This window comes from Evansella sp. AB-rgal1, from assembly GCF_041820985.1.
Taxonomy (GTDB): Bacteria; Bacillota; Bacilli; order Bacillales; family Salisediminibacteriaceae; genus Evansella.
Genome location: NZ_JBGUAU010000031.1, coordinates 25,373 through 41,353, shown reverse-complemented (window position 1 = coordinate 41,353; position 15,981 = coordinate 25,373). Strand labels below are relative to the sequence as shown.

General features: G+C 36.4%; 13 protein-coding genes. All 13 read right to left on the bottom strand.

Annotated features, from left to right (window positions below; all coding sequences use genetic code 11):
* Positions 1-15 precede the first annotated feature (15 nt).
* A complete protein-coding gene (locus ACERII_RS21040) occupies positions 16-774 on the bottom strand; it encodes a threonine/serine exporter family protein (RefSeq protein ID WP_373644926.1) in 759 nt (252 codons plus the stop codon).
* Positions 775-817: 43 nt separating this feature from the next.
* Positions 818-1,813, bottom strand: a complete 996-nt coding sequence (locus tag ACERII_RS21035) for a protein kinase domain-containing protein (RefSeq protein WP_373644925.1) — start codon at positions 1,811-1,813, stop codon at positions 818-820.
* Positions 1,779-2,516, bottom strand: a complete 738-nt coding sequence (locus tag ACERII_RS21030; protein ID WP_373644924.1) for a vWA domain-containing protein — start codon at positions 2,514-2,516, stop codon at positions 1,779-1,781. Before ACERII_RS21030 ends, ACERII_RS21035 begins: the two co-directional genes overlap by 35 nt.
* Before the next feature lie 65 nt (positions 2,517-2,581).
* Positions 2,582-5,056: a stage II sporulation protein E gene (spoIIE, locus tag ACERII_RS21025; protein ID WP_373644923.1), complete on the bottom strand. Its 2,475-nt coding sequence runs from the start codon at positions 5,054-5,056 to the stop codon at positions 2,582-2,584.
* Between the two features lie 602 nt (positions 5,057-5,658).
* A complete protein-coding gene (locus ACERII_RS21020; RefSeq protein WP_373644922.1) occupies positions 5,659-6,084 on the bottom strand; it encodes a S1 domain-containing RNA-binding protein in 426 nt (141 codons plus the stop codon).
* 74 nt (positions 6,085-6,158) lie between these two features.
* Positions 6,159-6,545: an FtsB family cell division protein gene (locus tag ACERII_RS21015; protein WP_373644921.1), complete on the bottom strand. Its 387-nt coding sequence runs from the start codon at positions 6,543-6,545 to the stop codon at positions 6,159-6,161.
* A gap of 13 nt (positions 6,546-6,558) precedes the next feature.
* A complete protein-coding gene (gene yabQ / locus ACERII_RS21010; RefSeq protein ID WP_373644919.1) occupies positions 6,559-7,146 on the bottom strand; it encodes a spore cortex biosynthesis protein YabQ in 588 nt (195 codons plus the stop codon).
* Complete coding sequence (yabP, locus tag ACERII_RS21005) at positions 7,143-7,451, bottom strand: sporulation protein YabP (protein ID WP_373644918.1); 309 nt, start codon at positions 7,449-7,451, stop codon at positions 7,143-7,145. The genes yabQ and yabP overlap by 4 nt, the downstream gene beginning before the upstream one ends.
* A gap of 277 nt (positions 7,452-7,728) precedes the next feature.
* Complete coding sequence (locus ACERII_RS21000) at positions 7,729-8,004, bottom strand: RNA-binding S4 domain-containing protein (protein ID WP_373644917.1); 276 nt, start codon at positions 8,002-8,004, stop codon at positions 7,729-7,731.
* 15 nt (positions 8,005-8,019) lie between these two features.
* The gene (gene yabN / locus ACERII_RS20995; RefSeq protein ID WP_373644916.1) at positions 8,020-9,486 is read right to left on the bottom strand and encodes a bifunctional methyltransferase/pyrophosphohydrolase YabN; all 1,467 of its coding nucleotides are present in this window, start codon (positions 9,484-9,486) and stop codon (positions 8,020-8,022) included.
* A 332-nt stretch (positions 9,487-9,818) separates the two neighbouring features.
* Positions 9,819-11,405 carry a putative polysaccharide biosynthesis protein gene (locus ACERII_RS20990; RefSeq protein WP_373644914.1) on the bottom strand — a complete coding sequence of 529 codons (1,587 nt, stop codon included), beginning with the start codon at positions 11,403-11,405 and terminating at the stop codon, positions 9,819-9,821.
* Between the two features lie 201 nt (positions 11,406-11,606).
* The gene (gene spoVT / locus ACERII_RS20985; protein ID WP_373644913.1) at positions 11,607-12,146 is read right to left on the bottom strand and encodes a stage V sporulation protein T; all 540 of its coding nucleotides are present in this window, start codon (positions 12,144-12,146) and stop codon (positions 11,607-11,609) included.
* Between the two features lie 199 nt (positions 12,147-12,345).
* Positions 12,346-15,906, bottom strand: a complete 3,561-nt coding sequence (mfd, locus tag ACERII_RS20980) for a transcription-repair coupling factor (protein ID WP_373644912.1) — start codon at positions 15,904-15,906, stop codon at positions 12,346-12,348.
* Between the last annotated feature and the right edge of the window lie 75 nt (positions 15,907-15,981).

Below are 15,981 nucleotides of genomic sequence, written 5' to 3'. Positions count from 1 at the left end.
ACTTGCGCTCCTTTCTTATAGAAATATCGAGATAGTCAGTGCTATTCCACTTGCAATGGATAAAGATGTTAACAATGCCTCTGCTCCTCGGCTTACTCCCGCTACTAAATCACCTGACATTAGATCACGAACCGCATTTGTTAATGGTACACCTGGTACTAGGGGCATCAATGAGCCTATAATTATTTGATCAACATTATTTCCAAAACCAATAAACACAAGAAGTATTGCTGTTGTACCCCCGAAAAAGGCAGCTGTAAATTCTGCAGCAAATCTTACTTTCAAGTACCTCTCAAATTCTACAACGACGATACTTGATACTACCGCAGCAATAAACGCTGGGAATAAGTCAAACCATCCTCCGCCAAATAAGTAGGAAAACCCGCCACCTGCAAAACCTGCAGCGATATGTATGAGCCATAACGGATATTGCATCGGAGCCTTTGCAATGTCCTTCAACTTTTCGTGTGCTTGTTCTACAGTCAACTCTTCAGCTACAAACTCTCTTGATACTTGATTTACATCCGCCACCTTGCTTAAATCTTGTAGCCTATCATCTATTCTCACCATTTGCATTAAGTCTTGCTTTTCTTTTTTCTCCTCAAAGGACAAAAAGATACCTGTTGTGGTGACGAAACAATGCACATTTGTAAATGATGCTGCTCTTGCCATTCGTTCAAGCGTCTCTTCGACTCGATACGTTTCTGCACCATATTTAAGCATTATTTCTCCAGCTAATAAGCAGATGTCCATCACATCATCTGCTTTTCCCATTCTTTCACCTACTCTCTATCCATAGATAAGGTATGTTCCCTCACTACACGGTTTGTCCAAATAAGTATAAAATATATAGAAACAGAAGAAAAGAGCCTACTAACATAGATTCCATTAATCCTATTAATCGAAACCTTTTTTTATTACTCTCTTTCTGCTTTTTCACCTTGTTTCTCTTTCTAGTTTTGGTGCTTCCGCTGTTATTATACAATGGTTTTGGAGAAAAGGATGTATTTTTAATTAATGCAATTAACTCATTTCTCATCTCGTTTGCACTAGAGTATTTTCCTTCAATTCCTTTTTTAAAAATTGGTTCATACGCCTTTAACTCTTCCTTCTCTTTAAACTTGGTAAGTAATTGAGTAGGATTCATAGAACTGTCTTTTTCAAATCGAGAGGGAAAAGCGCGATTAATAAAAAGCATAGAAACAGAAAACAAATCGTAACTAGGTTCCGCTTTCCTACTACCGAGCCCCCAATAACCACGGTCAAAAAACTCTGTGTATTCTTTAATACTTCTCCCCACTCGTGTCATACCACCAGCATCAAGCCATCTAACTTGAAATGGTTTTTGGGAAACTAATAAATTTTCCGGCTTTAAATCACCAAAGACCCAACCAGATTGGTGAAGCTCTTGTAAATCTTTTAATAATTGAATAATTAAAATCCCTACCCATTCTACACCTTTTTGGCGTATGAATGGAAGAAATTCTTCTCCCTGGATATATTCCATAATATAAAAAGGGTAAACACCATTCACTGATACATAGTCATCTGTATCAATAAAAGAAGGTCCAAGATTTGGACCTTGGACCTTGGAAAACTGTCGAAGTACATTTACCTCTGATGTGATCGACATAGAATCACTTGCTATTTTCAAAGCTACAAGACCTTCTTTTCCTTCTGCTAAATATACCGTTCCTGTTGCTCCGTACCCTAACTGACGAATAATCCGATATGAGTTTCGATGCCACTTTCCGACTACTCGCTGATTTGGAATGAGTTTACATTCCTGCTTCTTCGAGATCGAATCTCTCATCTTCGTCCGTTCCTCTCTTTTTCATTCTTTTTTGAAATAACCTTATAGCTTCCTGTAAAGCTGGTCCTGTAGGTGTAATGCCGCCCATAGACAATTTCTTAAAAGCACTAGAAATGGTATCAAAGTGCGGTGTCCATTGAATTAACTTATCAATATCTTTTCGTTTCCCGGGAAATGAATAAAGAGCATAATGATTTTTTCCTGTTCGAGAACGTAAGCTTATTGATAAATCTAGCAGTGCCTCTTGTACCATTGGTAGTTTGTTTCTCATACTAGCACTAGTATCTACTAAGATAAATACATCCAAATCCATCGTTTCCCCAAGCTCATCTACTACTTCCATCAACTTCCCACGTTTTTCTGGTTCAATATCCTCTAGTTCCTTCTCTTCTCCAAGAATCTGTGATATTTCTTTATTTACAACACCGTGAATCGTTTGAGTCATTGCCTTTCTAGTAACCATTTGTACTGTTTGTGACAGTTGTTTGGCATAGACAATCTGGCTAATACCGCCTCCTGATTCTGCAATAGATTCTACTTCAGATATTCCTTGTTCATTCATATCACCATTATCTACAATTCCAATTACATTGACAGAAATTCCATCTTCCTTCGCTAAAGCTGCGATAGCAACAGGATCTTCCCCACTATTTGAACACCCATCTGTTAATAATAAAATTTGTCTAATCGTTCCTCTTCCCATACTTTCCCCTCCAATCTTGTAATTACTATAAGCATTTACAAGATTGAGAGAAATTATACTACTAGTTATGCTTTTTTCTCATAGGCTGGAATACTAGACCATTTTGGTAAATGATGATCTAATCTTGCTACGATAACCGTCATATCATCATGTATTTCATTATTACTATCTCGAATAACACGTTCCATTAATATATCCGCTATTTCTTGCGGATCCTCTGTTTGTACTTCTCTAATAATTCGTTTCATCCACATGTCTTTGTTTTCTGCTACCACAGGAGCTTCGTATATTCCATCACTCATCATGATTAATAAATCCCCTGCTTTCAATTGTTCTGTTACCACATCTACATCCATCTCTCGTATGATTCCTATTGGAAGATTTCCTGCTTCAACTGCTTTTACATCCGAACCTCTTTTAATATAGCTAGGTATAGACCCAACTTTTAAAAACTTTACAAACCCTTCTTGCAAATCAATCATTGCTAAATCGAGGGTAGAGAACATTTCTTCTTCAGAACGAAGTGATAGAATGGAGTTAATAGACTTTATGGCTACCGTTTCTTCAATTCCAGATCGTAAGATATTTTTCAATAAACCAATCGTTTCTTGACTTTCGATATGAGCCCTTGTTCCATTCCCCATGCCATCACTTATTGCCACTGCGTATTTACCAGCACCTAACTCCATCGTTGAGTAACTATCTCCTGAAACTAACCTTCCTCCTTTTGCAGCATGAGCTATTCCTTCTCTCACAATAAATGCTTTTGTGGAACCAAATGTAATTCTAGCTTCATTTCCAGTTAATGTTTCTGATTCAACATGTTTTACAATAATTGTTTCGTCAAGAATGTCTGACAAAAGTGGTGCAACAATTTTCTCTCCTTCATTATAGAAATTACTTACCAATGTTATTTCAATATCCACACTCCCTGTTTCTAAACTGTATACATCCACACCCTCCACCTCAATACCAGCCTGTTGAAGAGCATCCATGATTTCAGATTCTTGTTTCTCGTGTTCTTTCTTCTCTCTCTGAATATCCTTTGCAAAGTCCTCCATAACTTTTGATACGCCTTTTAACTGATCTGCAACTAGTCGACGGCTTTCTATTAATTGTTGCTTTAAATGCTTACTAGCATTATGCTGATTTAACTCTTTTTTCATTGCATCTACAACTCTTTCGTCAATGATACAATGATGATGCCAATCTGTTAATAACTGTCGACTCGTCACCTCTCCATCTTTTTCCACTTCCCTCATGAGTTGTTCCATGAGTCCGTAAGTTTCAGAGAATTTTCTCGTCCAACAATTATGTTTCTTCATACAAGTTTGACATGTTTGCTCTGTTACTCGACTTAAAAATAAATCGACCTCTCGCTCTTGGTTGGACTTCTCTCCACTTGCTTCTAATAAACTGAAACTTTTTGAAAGACTTAGAAATAAATTGGAGAACTGTTCAACTTTCCCAGCAGTTACATCCCTAATTTTCCGCAAATATTGTTGCTGTTCCTGTGAATGCTCTACTGTTCCAGGTATATATTTAGATAAATGGGTTGTCCACGTCTTCGGTGTTAGAAGAAACAGTGAAATTGCAATTAAACTTTCAAAAACTGAGAGTTGCATCGAAACTTGATTATCCCCATACATCCCCATTAAAAAAGTAGCTATGATCATTCCTACTGCTACAGATATTTTTTTCCCTTCTTTTAATAATCCACCTAATAATCCCGAAAATGCTAGAAGACTCATATAGAAAAGATTAGCTACATTTGCGAGACTTAATATTAATCCGGTAACAACACCGACTGTAGAGCCAATTGCTGCTCCTCCCACAAATGCGAATACAAGCACGATATATCTTGCAACGACTTGTTCTACAGATAATTGAAAAATGAGCCAACCAACTGTACCTGTCATTAAACTTGCTAGTAATATTACTAAACAAACAATTTCTTCATGTTTTAAAGCTATTTTTTTCCTTTTTTCTAAGATTAAGGGAATGCTTTGAATAAATATTAACGTGACTACCATTGCTAATCCACCTTCAATGAAAGCAGTTAGTGCATGATACAACGTTACTCCTTCCATGATAGCCAACCCTATAAATCTAGCAACTGTTACGGAGAAAAAAACAGTCACAGGTATAAACTTTTTATCATTAGTAATCGATGAAGCAAATCCTTGAGCTACCAAATATAATAAAATAGCAACTACAGTATGACCTGCAAATAAGAAGGAAACACTGGTAGAACCAACTATTAACGCCAATGCAGTTATCAATGTATAGGTTCGTTTCCAATGTAAAATAACGGCTAAAAATGGTATTACAAATGGAAGTAGTTCAAATAAAATGACGGCTCGTCCTAAAAGAAAACCTATAGCAATGATGATCAATGTTTCCCTAACCGTTTGTTCAGAAACTCTCTCCGTTTCTAGTTTCATTTTCTTCGTTTTTCTCGTTTTCTTTGTTGCTACACCTCCATTAATAAATGTATCTGCATGTCCACCAACGGCTTTTAATGATAAACGATGTAACATTGCTAAGCACCACCCTGTTTTAAACGTTTCGTGCTAATATTATAAACATGTTTTTCCTAAAGAATTTGTCAAAACAACAATGTGAAATGAAAAAAGTGTTCGACGATAATCTAGAATAAACGTCCTAGTAATAGTAGATGTTACACAACCCTCCGATATTGGTGAACACCACTTTGTTCTAAATCTATCCTTATACTTAGTGCTGAACCCCTTACTGAAGGTATTTATGAAGATTTTTTTCTGAAATAAAATGAATATGACAAAACTACTAGGAATGGGTGAATATGACGAACAACCTCGGATGATTTTTAGCATATTATTATAAAACGTAACTTTTTTCGTATTCATTGTATGAGTATTAGAGAAAGGTGGGAGACGGGGAATTTTTCAAATTTGGACGAAATATATTCATAATTACCGATGTTATGATCATACTTTTAGCGCGACAAAACTCTTCTGAACGACTCGCTTTTCTTCTGATCGTTCCCTTTACAATTAAAAAAAGCCACTCAACTTAACAACCTTCACATGATACAGCATTCCATAAAAAAACACTTGTCATAAAGACAAGTGTTGATTGTATATATTATCTAGCAGCAAGATTATCCCCGTTTCGAACTCTTACCTCCACGCTTCGATTCCGTATTACGTTTAAGAGAGGCTAAACGTTCTTCACTATCCTTTAAAAATCTGTTCATTTTATCCTCAAAAGAAACAGGTCGTTGAGGACGATTGTTATTGCTTTCTTTACGTGGACCTCTTTTTTGTGGGCGGCGCTGTTCTGTTGGCGGTGCTTCTTTTGCTTTACGAATGGAAAGACCTATCTTCCCATCACTTTCAACATTCAATACTTTAACTTCTACTTCGGCACCTACAGTTAAAAACTCATTAATGTCTTTTACATAATTATCAGCTACTTCACTGATATGCACTAAGCCAGTCGAACCGCCAGGCAATTCAACAAAAGCTCCGAAATTTGTTATACCGGTAACTTTACCTTGCAACTTGCTGCCTACTTCTATTGACATGAAAAAAATGCTCCTCCTTAAATGTCTTAAAAAACTTCATTTTCTTCCATTATACAAAGTTTAAAACAGTCGTGTCAATCCGAAGAAGAGGACGATCTTGGAAGTTGGAATAATGTTTCCCCTGGTTTCGTTAAATAAAAGTCTCTTCTAGCAATCTCAGCGATATATTCTGGATCCTGAAGAAGTACTATCTCTTCTTCTAGCTTTACTTCTTCATTTTTTAAAAATAGAAGCCTCTCTTCCACCTCTTGCTTTTCCGATTTAATCTCTTGTAATGTATTCTGTTGATTATATAAGGTGTATCCAATAAAAATAAAAAACAACGCTATGAAAGTTCCAAATACGGTCAAACGTCTAGCAAGTCCTTTTCTTCGTCTTTGGTTGTATTCTTGTAATTTGCTCTGCTTTTCCATATACTCTGATGTTAATTTCCGTACATTACCTTTAGAGTTGTTTTGCATAGGAACCTCACCTCTATTCATCATCGTGAAACCATTTATCCCATTTGTTCTTTAATTTTATCTTCCATTTTCTCAGGTACAGAGTGATGGCTTTAAAAGGATTACCAAATGCATGTACATATTTAAGCCAAATCCAACGAAATGGAGATAAGATAATTTTTACGATAAATAGGATTACCGTCCATAATGTGGATAATATCATCATACTCAAGGTTAGGATGACTTGCAATAACCATTTTATCGGATTAACTATCAATACTAAAATTATTCTTGTAATAATGTCATATAATCTCACACAAACACGAATAAACCAATGTAATATTCGTTGATATATGTCTTCTAATATCGAACGATAGATAGAATAGCCTAGTAATAATGCTAAAAACAAATAAAAACGTACTTCACCTTGATTTACTTGGAGGAGAACATAAAAGAAAATAAGAGCCTGTACTAGCCAAAAAAGAATATCATTTAATAGCAAAGTCCAGCGAAAACGCTGGGGACTTCCGATAAAGTGTTTATATGTATCGAAAGAAGCCCCAAACCAAATACCAGTCGCTGCGCTTGCAAGCATAGATAAAAATTGGATATCTAGCGTCACTTGAATAACTTCCCAAATAGTCCTTTAGATTTTCCACCATGTTGTTCATCCAAGTATACTAAATCGTCGACTCTCCCTTGTATAGATACATTCCCTGAATCCACGTCTAAGTTTTTCATTTGAAGGTGTTGTCCACGAATGGATAAGTACCCCATGATTGTTTCAAGTAAAAACTCTTCGTTATCAAAACTTTCTACTTGTTTAACACCTGAAATTTCTAGTGTTTTACGACCCTTCATAATGATTTGATGATCTTCTAGTTTTCTACCTTGTCCACCGTTTGTATAGCCATAGGAATGTTCCATCCATTTTCCCTCCTCAAACACTTTGCTACATATGTATGTGATGGAAAATGGGAATAGAACAAGCCGGATGATATTTTCTAAACTATATAGTGTTACTATTTTTGTGGGTTGTATTTCCGTTCACTTCAGCTAGCGAGCTATCTCTAATCGGCTTAAGAATAAGCTCAAGTCTTATGGATACGGTAGCATAAGGACAATTTAGCTTGAAATCTACTTGATTTTGTCTTTATGATGTTCCCATTGAGAAAAACACGCTTCAAAAGCGGAAACCGCTCCTTTAACTAAAGCTATTTGTCTCTCCTAGTTTTTCTTCTCTTAGTAGGGAGTACATTGTTGTTGCTTCTTCTTTTCGTATGCTTTCTTCTAGGCGTTCGACACGAACTACCACTAGTTTTTGCCCGAAACGAATAGAGATTTCATCTCCTGGCTTTACGTTTGCTCCTGCCTTTGCTGTTTGTCCATTTATTTCAACCCGTCCTTGTTCAGCAACTTCTTTCGCTAACGTTCTTCTTTTAATTAATCGAGAAACTTTTAAAAACTTATCTATTCTCATATTCATTCCCTCACTTTATTCTTCTTTTTTTGCTTGTTCCCATAAAGAGTCAAGTATTTCTAACGTTTGATCTTCTAATTTTTCGCCTCGCTCAAACAGCGTTTTTTCAATGTATTGAAAACGACGAGTAAACTTCTGATTTGTTTGCCTCAATGCTTCTTCTGGGTCGATTCCATGAAAACGGGCAAGGTTAACAAAAGAAAATAATACATCTCCTAATTCTTTCGATGCAGCTTCATGTTTTCCTGCTTTCATTTCCTGAATCCATTCAGAAATCTCTTCTTGAAGCTTCATCCACATTGGAGCTTCTTCACCCCAATCAAATCCAACCTTAGCTGCTTTCTTTTGAATTTTATATGCCTTTAACAAACTCGGTAAAGATATTGGTACTCCAGATAATATAGATTGAAATGCCTCGCTGGATCCGCTCTTCTCTAGTTTTTTGATATCTTCCCATTGAGCAACAACCTTGTCCGAGTCATGCACTTCTGCATTTCCAAAAACATGAGGATGACGTCGAATCATCTTTTCATTCAATCCGTAGATAATGTCTTTTATTGTAAATAATCCATCGTCTTCTCCAATTTGTGCGTGAAGCATTACTTGCAAAAGAACGTCACCTAGCTCTTCTACTAGATGTGTATCATCCTTTTCGTCTATTGCGTCTAACACTTCGTAAGCTTCCTCAAGTAAATATTTTTTCAGCGATTCATGTGTCTGTTCCTTATCCCAAGGACAACCGTTAGGACCACGTAATTCAGCAAAGACATGTCGAAGCATCTCGAAATCTCCATACATGAAAGATTCATCCTTCACTGGTGGAACATAGATAGCGGTTAAATTACTTAGTGTAGTGACTCGGTCTAATTCATACAAGGGAACAGGTTGAAGGCGCTCTTCACTACTTCCAGCTGCCGTAACAATGGTTATTTCATAATTATCTGGATATAACTCCATTAAAGTCAGTTTCACTTCTGATGCACTAAACTGATCATACACTTGACCAATAATAAGATGATTTCGAATCTGAATTGTATCCCGCTTCAAGTTTGATCCATCTAGTAATTGAAAACCATCGATGGGGTCTATTTTTAACGAAGTGAACATTGGGTCTAGAAAGCTTTGGCCACCAATGATATTGGTAGAGATCTCTCCCTGCCTTTCTCGTTCAAGAAGTAATTGTACCGTATATTCTGCCACAAGTGGGTGCCCTGGAACAGCATATATAATTGGCCCTGTTTGAACTTCTTGGACGAGTCTAGTGCAGATTTGATTATATACTTCTTCAAATGAATCATATGCTTCATATATTTCATCGAAGCTAATGAACGTTTGCCCTTCATTTTCTAGTTCTTTTAAAACTGGATGGTCCATTGTCCTTACAAATATCTTTGTTTCTTTTTGTAGTTGTCGATATATGCCAAGTGGTAGCTGTGAAAGATCACCTGCTCCAAGACCAACAATGGTAATTACTTTTTCCAAATAGATCACTACCTTTTCATTTTTTCATTTGATTTATTTTGCAGCCCTGAAATTAAGTGTATCAGACTATCTAGTGATACTAACTTTGTTGGTAGTTATTCCATTCGCTTCAGTCTGCTCCTTTCCTGTGGGGAGTTGCCGAGCCACTTCCGCGACTTCGTCTCTATGGTGTCTCGCCTCTACTCTGCTTCCCACTGGAGTTCGCAGACTTACGCTCATTGCATATATAGTTCAATAAACTAATATCACCTAATCCAGCGAATTTTCATGTTAAATTGACACATTCCAAATTGAGGCACTTTATCCAATTTCTCTTTCGTTTTATCAACATTTTATTTATAGGGTAATAATTTCGACACTTTCGGTAGGTTTTCCCACTCTTTTTTTTCGAATAGTTTTACAAACCATATGATTAGAATAAAAATAGTTGCACCAACAATAGCGCTGCAAATAGCTATGAACCCATGTATTCCTCTATGTAACGGTTCTTGAAGAAAGAATCCAAATCCATATCTAATTGACCAAACACTAACGCTCATTATACTTAGGGATAATAGTAATTTAACGAAAAAGAATAGGCTAATTTTTTTAACGAGGTTCCGTTTATTAATAATTATTAGTGACATAATTGCCATAATAAAAAAACTAACCCCTGAAGCAATCGCAGCTCCTTCAATCCCTAATGAAGGTACGATGAGCATATTACCAACCAGTTTAAGTATAATACCTATTACCAATATTATCGAGGCATAAACTGCTTGTCCAACTGCATGTAACAATGCAGCTACCGTCATAAAAATAGCACTGAATAAAACAGTGGTTGAAAGGATCTGCAAAGCTCCTTTTCCTGATATATCTGTAAATAGCATAGGATTTAGATTGGGCATAATAGAAATTAAACCAACTGTTGCTGCACCGCCAAATACAATGCATATTTTTAATGATTGACTAATATATGTTTGGACATTTTCCATTTTGCCACTTAAAAACGCTTTTGTTATATATGGGATAGCTGCATATGAGAATACGGTTGTTACTACGGCTCCTAGTTGTACCATTGGCCAACCTCTATCATAAATTCCTTTTAACGTTGCAGCACTTTCTTCACTCCAACCCCCAACCTGTAAGAGACGATACACAGAAAAGGAATCTAATAATTGAAAGATAATTAAACCCATGGCACTAATGGAAACAAGGAAACTCGAAGTGAGTAACGTCTTTATATCCTCTTTCCAATATGTTGGAATTTGAATTTTTACTCTTTTCCACTTCCACCTACTTGGCTTAGCATAGATACTCATCATAAATATTCCAAAAAGACTGCCCGAAAAGGCACCAATACCAGCTGAGATTCCTGCTAAATAAGGATCACCTAGATTCATTGCCCAACTAGCGATGACTAAAATGACAATAATACGTATCGTTTGCTCCACAACTTGTGAAACAGCTGTTGGCACCATATTTTCTTTGCTCTGATAAAAACCTCTAGCAACAGAGAGAAACGGTATTAAGAAGAAAGGTAAACCAAGCCAGCGAATAGCAAGGGCTAAACTTTGATCCCCCATTACAAGAGCAATCTCATTAGCGAACAATATAAGCATTATCCCAATAGCACTATTCCATAACAATAAAGACAGAAAAATGGTAATAATACGATTTAATTGATCTTCTTTTGATGTTGAATTTGCTTCGGATAACATCCTTGATATTACTAATGGAAAACCATATGACCCAAGAACAAAGGCAACGCCATATATAGGGTAGACTTGTTGATATACATAATAACCGATGTCACCAGTTATATTCTGATAAGGAACTTTGTATAATGCACTTAAACCTTTTACTAAAAACGCAGCCAGGGATAAATATAATGCACCCCGAACCCATGAAGAAGCACTATTTCCTTTCAATCCAGCCAATTTTCTTTCTCCCCTGTACAATAAAGTAAACTAATTATAGCATATGGTATTTTTTATGTTTCTCTAACAAGTTGGATTTTAAGTATAAGCAGAATACAAAAAAACACATGCATACCTTTAAATAGTATGACATGTGCTTTTCAGCTATTTCTTACATAGATATTCATTTCTTGTTCTTAACCTTTGTTTAGTAAAAATATTTTATTGTTCCATTTGTCTAGCTAAAAATCCAGCTGCAGTTTCTGCTAATTTTTTCTCAATATCTCCTACATCTTTCGTGTCTTTGGCGACAAGGGTGACTGCTCCAATTGGATCTCCATTAGCTATAATTGGAGCAATACAATAACCATTAATTTGCTCTTTCCCTTCTCCAGCTATATGGTATTCACCAGCTTGTCCTTCAAGCATAGTTTTTCTTTCACTCATAGCAGTTTCCACTAGTTCACCAATACCTTTGTTATGGTATTCTTTTTTGGAACCGCCAGCTACCGCAATATATGTATCGCGGTCCGCGATTAACACAATATGGTTTAAACTATCGTATAGTGCCTCTGCGTACTCCTTAGCAAAGTCTCCAAGTTCCGAAATTGGAGAGTATTTCTTTAGGATAACTTCACCATCTCGATCCACAAATATTTCTAATGGATCTCCTTCTCTAATCCTTAGTGTGCGGCGAATTTCTTTCGGAATTACCACACGTCCTAAATCATCAATGCGTCGAACAATTCCAGTTGCTTTCATACTTACGTTGCCTCACTTTCCTTGTTGTATTCACGTCGATGCTTGCGTGCAAGTATTCTTTTTTTAATAGCTGAATCTTGATCTTATTATTAAACAAAAGAAAAGAACTATTCACCAAAAGATGAATAAATTTGTTTTTATTTCTAAAAAAAAGAAAGACCCTTTTTCAAAGATCTTCCTCTTACTCTACATATTATGGCTATAAAGAGGCTTTTTTATCCTCTTTTTCCAAAACTTTTTGTACTTCATCTAACCTAGATAATACATCTTCCAATAATGATAAATATTCACCATCAGAAAATGTTTTTCTTTTTAAATGAATAGTTATCTTATTTCCTGTCATTGACAAGTTTAGTTTATTGGATAAACGATTAACAAGTGAGAATAATTTTGAACCATCTGTTTTATCTGTTGTTTCCTGACTCAAAATAAGTTTACATTCTTGATTCTTTTCAATGATGGAATCAATACCTTCTTGTATCCCATATTGTTTAATCTTTGCAACTTGAAATAGGAAGCCAACCTCTTTTGGAAAATCACCAAATCGGTCGATCATCTCACCCTCTAATTCAAGGATTTCTTGTTGTGATTCAATGGATTTAAATCGTTTGTACATATCGATTTTCTGTTTAGAGTCTGGAATATAGGATTCTGGAATATAGGCATCCACTTGAATATCCATTTCAATTTCTTTCAATTCTACTTTTGCTTCCGTATCTACCTTTCCGTTTTTGCGATCATCAATTGCTTCTTTCAGCATTTGGGAATAAAAGTCAAACCCGACAGATGCGATGAATCCATGTTGTTCGGCACCAAGCAAATTGCCCGCTCCCCGTATGGAAAGGTCTCGCATTGCAATCTTAAAACCTGAGCCTAACTCCGTAAACTCTTTTATAGATTGCAATCTTTTTTCCGCAACCTCTGTCAAAATTTTATCTCTCTGATGAGTAAAATAAGCATATGCAACACGATTGGACCGCCCAACACGCCCTCGTAATTGATAAAGCTGAGACAGACCCATTTTATCAGCATCATTAATGATAAGAGTGTTTACATTAGGAATGTCTACCCCTGTTTCAATAATGGTTGTTGTAACAAGTACATCTGTGTTTCCTTCAAGAAATTCGAGGATAACAGATTCTAACTCCGTTTCGCTCATTTTCCCATGAGCGTATCTTACATTTGCTTCAGGTACAAGCATGGAGATTCGATCTGCAACTGTCTCTATATCTTCTACTCTGTTATATAGATAAAACACTTGCCCTCCTCTTGCCATTTCCCTTTCAATTGCTTCTCTAACAAGGGCATCATTTTGCTCAACAACATATGTTTGCACTGGAAAACGGTTTTCTGGCGGTGTTTCAATGACTGATAAATCTCTTACTCCTAACATCGACATATGAAGTGTTCTTGGAATAGGTGTAGCTGTCAAAGTTAAAACATCTACATTTGCCTTAAATGTTTTAATCTTTTCCTTATGAGTTACACCAAAGCGCTGTTCTTCGTCGACAATGAGCAAACCAAGATCACTGAACTCTACGTCCTTGGATAGGAGTCGATGTGTCCCAACAACAATATCTACTGCTCCTTTTTTCACAGCATTGATCGTTTGTAACTGTTCTTTTCTTGTTCGAAACCTACTTAGCAAACCAATATTAATTGGGAAATCCTGAAAACGCTCTCTGATCGTTTCATAATGTTGTTGAGCCAAAATTGTTGTTGGTACTAGTAGCGCAACTTGTTTACCGTCCATAACAGCTTTGAATGCCGCACGTAATGCTACTTCTGTTTTGCCGTATCCTACATCTCCACATAGTAATCGATCCATTGGTCGTTCTCGTTCCATGTCCTTTTTAATTTCTTCAATCGCTCGTAGTTGGTCCTCGGTTTCTTCATAAGGAAAGGATGATTCAAACTCTCGTAGTTCAGGTCCATCTTTTGAAAAAGCGAAACCTTTACTTGCCTCTCGTTCTGCGTAAAGTTTAATAAGATCATCCGCAATGTCTTGAACAGAGGAACGGACTTTTTTTGTTACTTTCTTCCACTCAGTTCCACCAAGGGCATATAGCTTCGGCTCTTTTTCATCGGAACCAACATATTTTTGTACTTGATCTATTTGCTCCACAGGTACATAGAGCTTGTCATTGCCAGCATAAGTAATATGCATATAATCCTTGTGAATACCGCCAACCTCTAGAGTTTGAATTCCTAAATATTTCCCAATACCGTGGTTTACGTGAACAACCCAATCTCCAACCTTTAGTTCGGAATAACTTTTAATTCTCTCAGCATTGGATAACTTCTGACGACGCTTTGGCTTCTTCGTTCTTTTCGTAAATACCTCTTCCTCGGTCACAACGATCATACGCTGCATAGGTAGTTCAAAGCCTGTCATTAACATTCCTGTAATAATTTGAGCTTGACCATGTACTGGTGGCTGATCATCTCCAACAATGCTTGCTTCAATCTCGTAATCTTCAAGTACGCTCTTCATTCTTTCGGATCTATTATGATCTGCACATACAAACGTTATAGAATAATTTGCATCTTTCCAACGGTCTACTTCACTTTTTAATAGATGTAACTGACCATGAAAATTTTGCATTGTTTTACTTTGAATATTTACAATATTTTTTGGATTGGTTGATGGAACATGTCTTAAAAATAAACTTAGGTATAGTTTAGGGAAATTTGTCTCTTGAAGCATTTCTTCCCAATTTTTGGCCAAATCTAGATCAGCAACCGATGCACCTTGAGAAATCATCGTTGTATGCCACTCGGCTTCCTCTTTTTCTAAGTTTTTCGCCATTTCTTGAACCCTGCTTACTTCATCAATAAAAATGGAACCGTTTTCGGGCATATAATCTAGTATTGTTGTTCTTTTTTCATAGAAAATGGACATGTATTTATACATGGAATCGAACGAATTCTTCTCTTTCAACCAGGCTATCTCTTGACCAACTTGATCTGCCATCTTTTCTTTTACTGAAGCATCTTTTACTTTCGTTAAACTTTTTCCTAGTGCTTGCTCTAATCTTATTGCCCCTTTCTTATAGTGTTCATCAAATAATAATACCTCTCTAGCTGGTCCTATTTTAATAGATTGTACTTGAGAGATAGACCGTTGCGTTTCCACATCGAAAAAACGAATAGAATCCACTTCTGTATCAAAAAGTTCAATCCTTATTGGGTTTTCTTCCGTTAAAGGATAAATATCGATAATTCCTCCACGAACGCTAAAGTCTCCCGGAGTAGAAACCATATCTACTCTTTGGAATCCCATAGATACTAAATCATGAAGAGATTTATCTACTTCTATATCACTTCCCACACGAAAATCATACTGACATTTTTCCCAAAGCGATGCAGGTGGTAGCAATCGTCTCACACCTGCCATTGGTGAAATAATAATGGCATCCTTTTTTGAAGACCAACGATTAAGAGCTTCAATTCGCTGACCTTTCATTTCTGGACTTGCTACAGCAATTTCGGAAGCTATTAATTCGTTAACGGGATATAAGTAAACTGACTCCTCACCTACAAGGGCAACGAGATCATCATACAGTTTCTGTGCCTGAAATAAGTTATGTGTAATAACTAATTGAGATCGTCTCGTTTTCTCAAATATGGATGCTAGCAAAAGAGATCTAGCTGATCCAGCTAAACCAGAAATCATCTGCTCAGATAGGTTGGCCTCAATTCCTTCGATAATACTGGCTACGTCATCCCCATGGTATACTTTCTCTATAAATCCTCTCACAGTGTTCCCCCCTCTAGTAGGTTTCTCATGATAAAAAATAGTATTGCATATATACAGCAGAAAAACGCTTTGGCA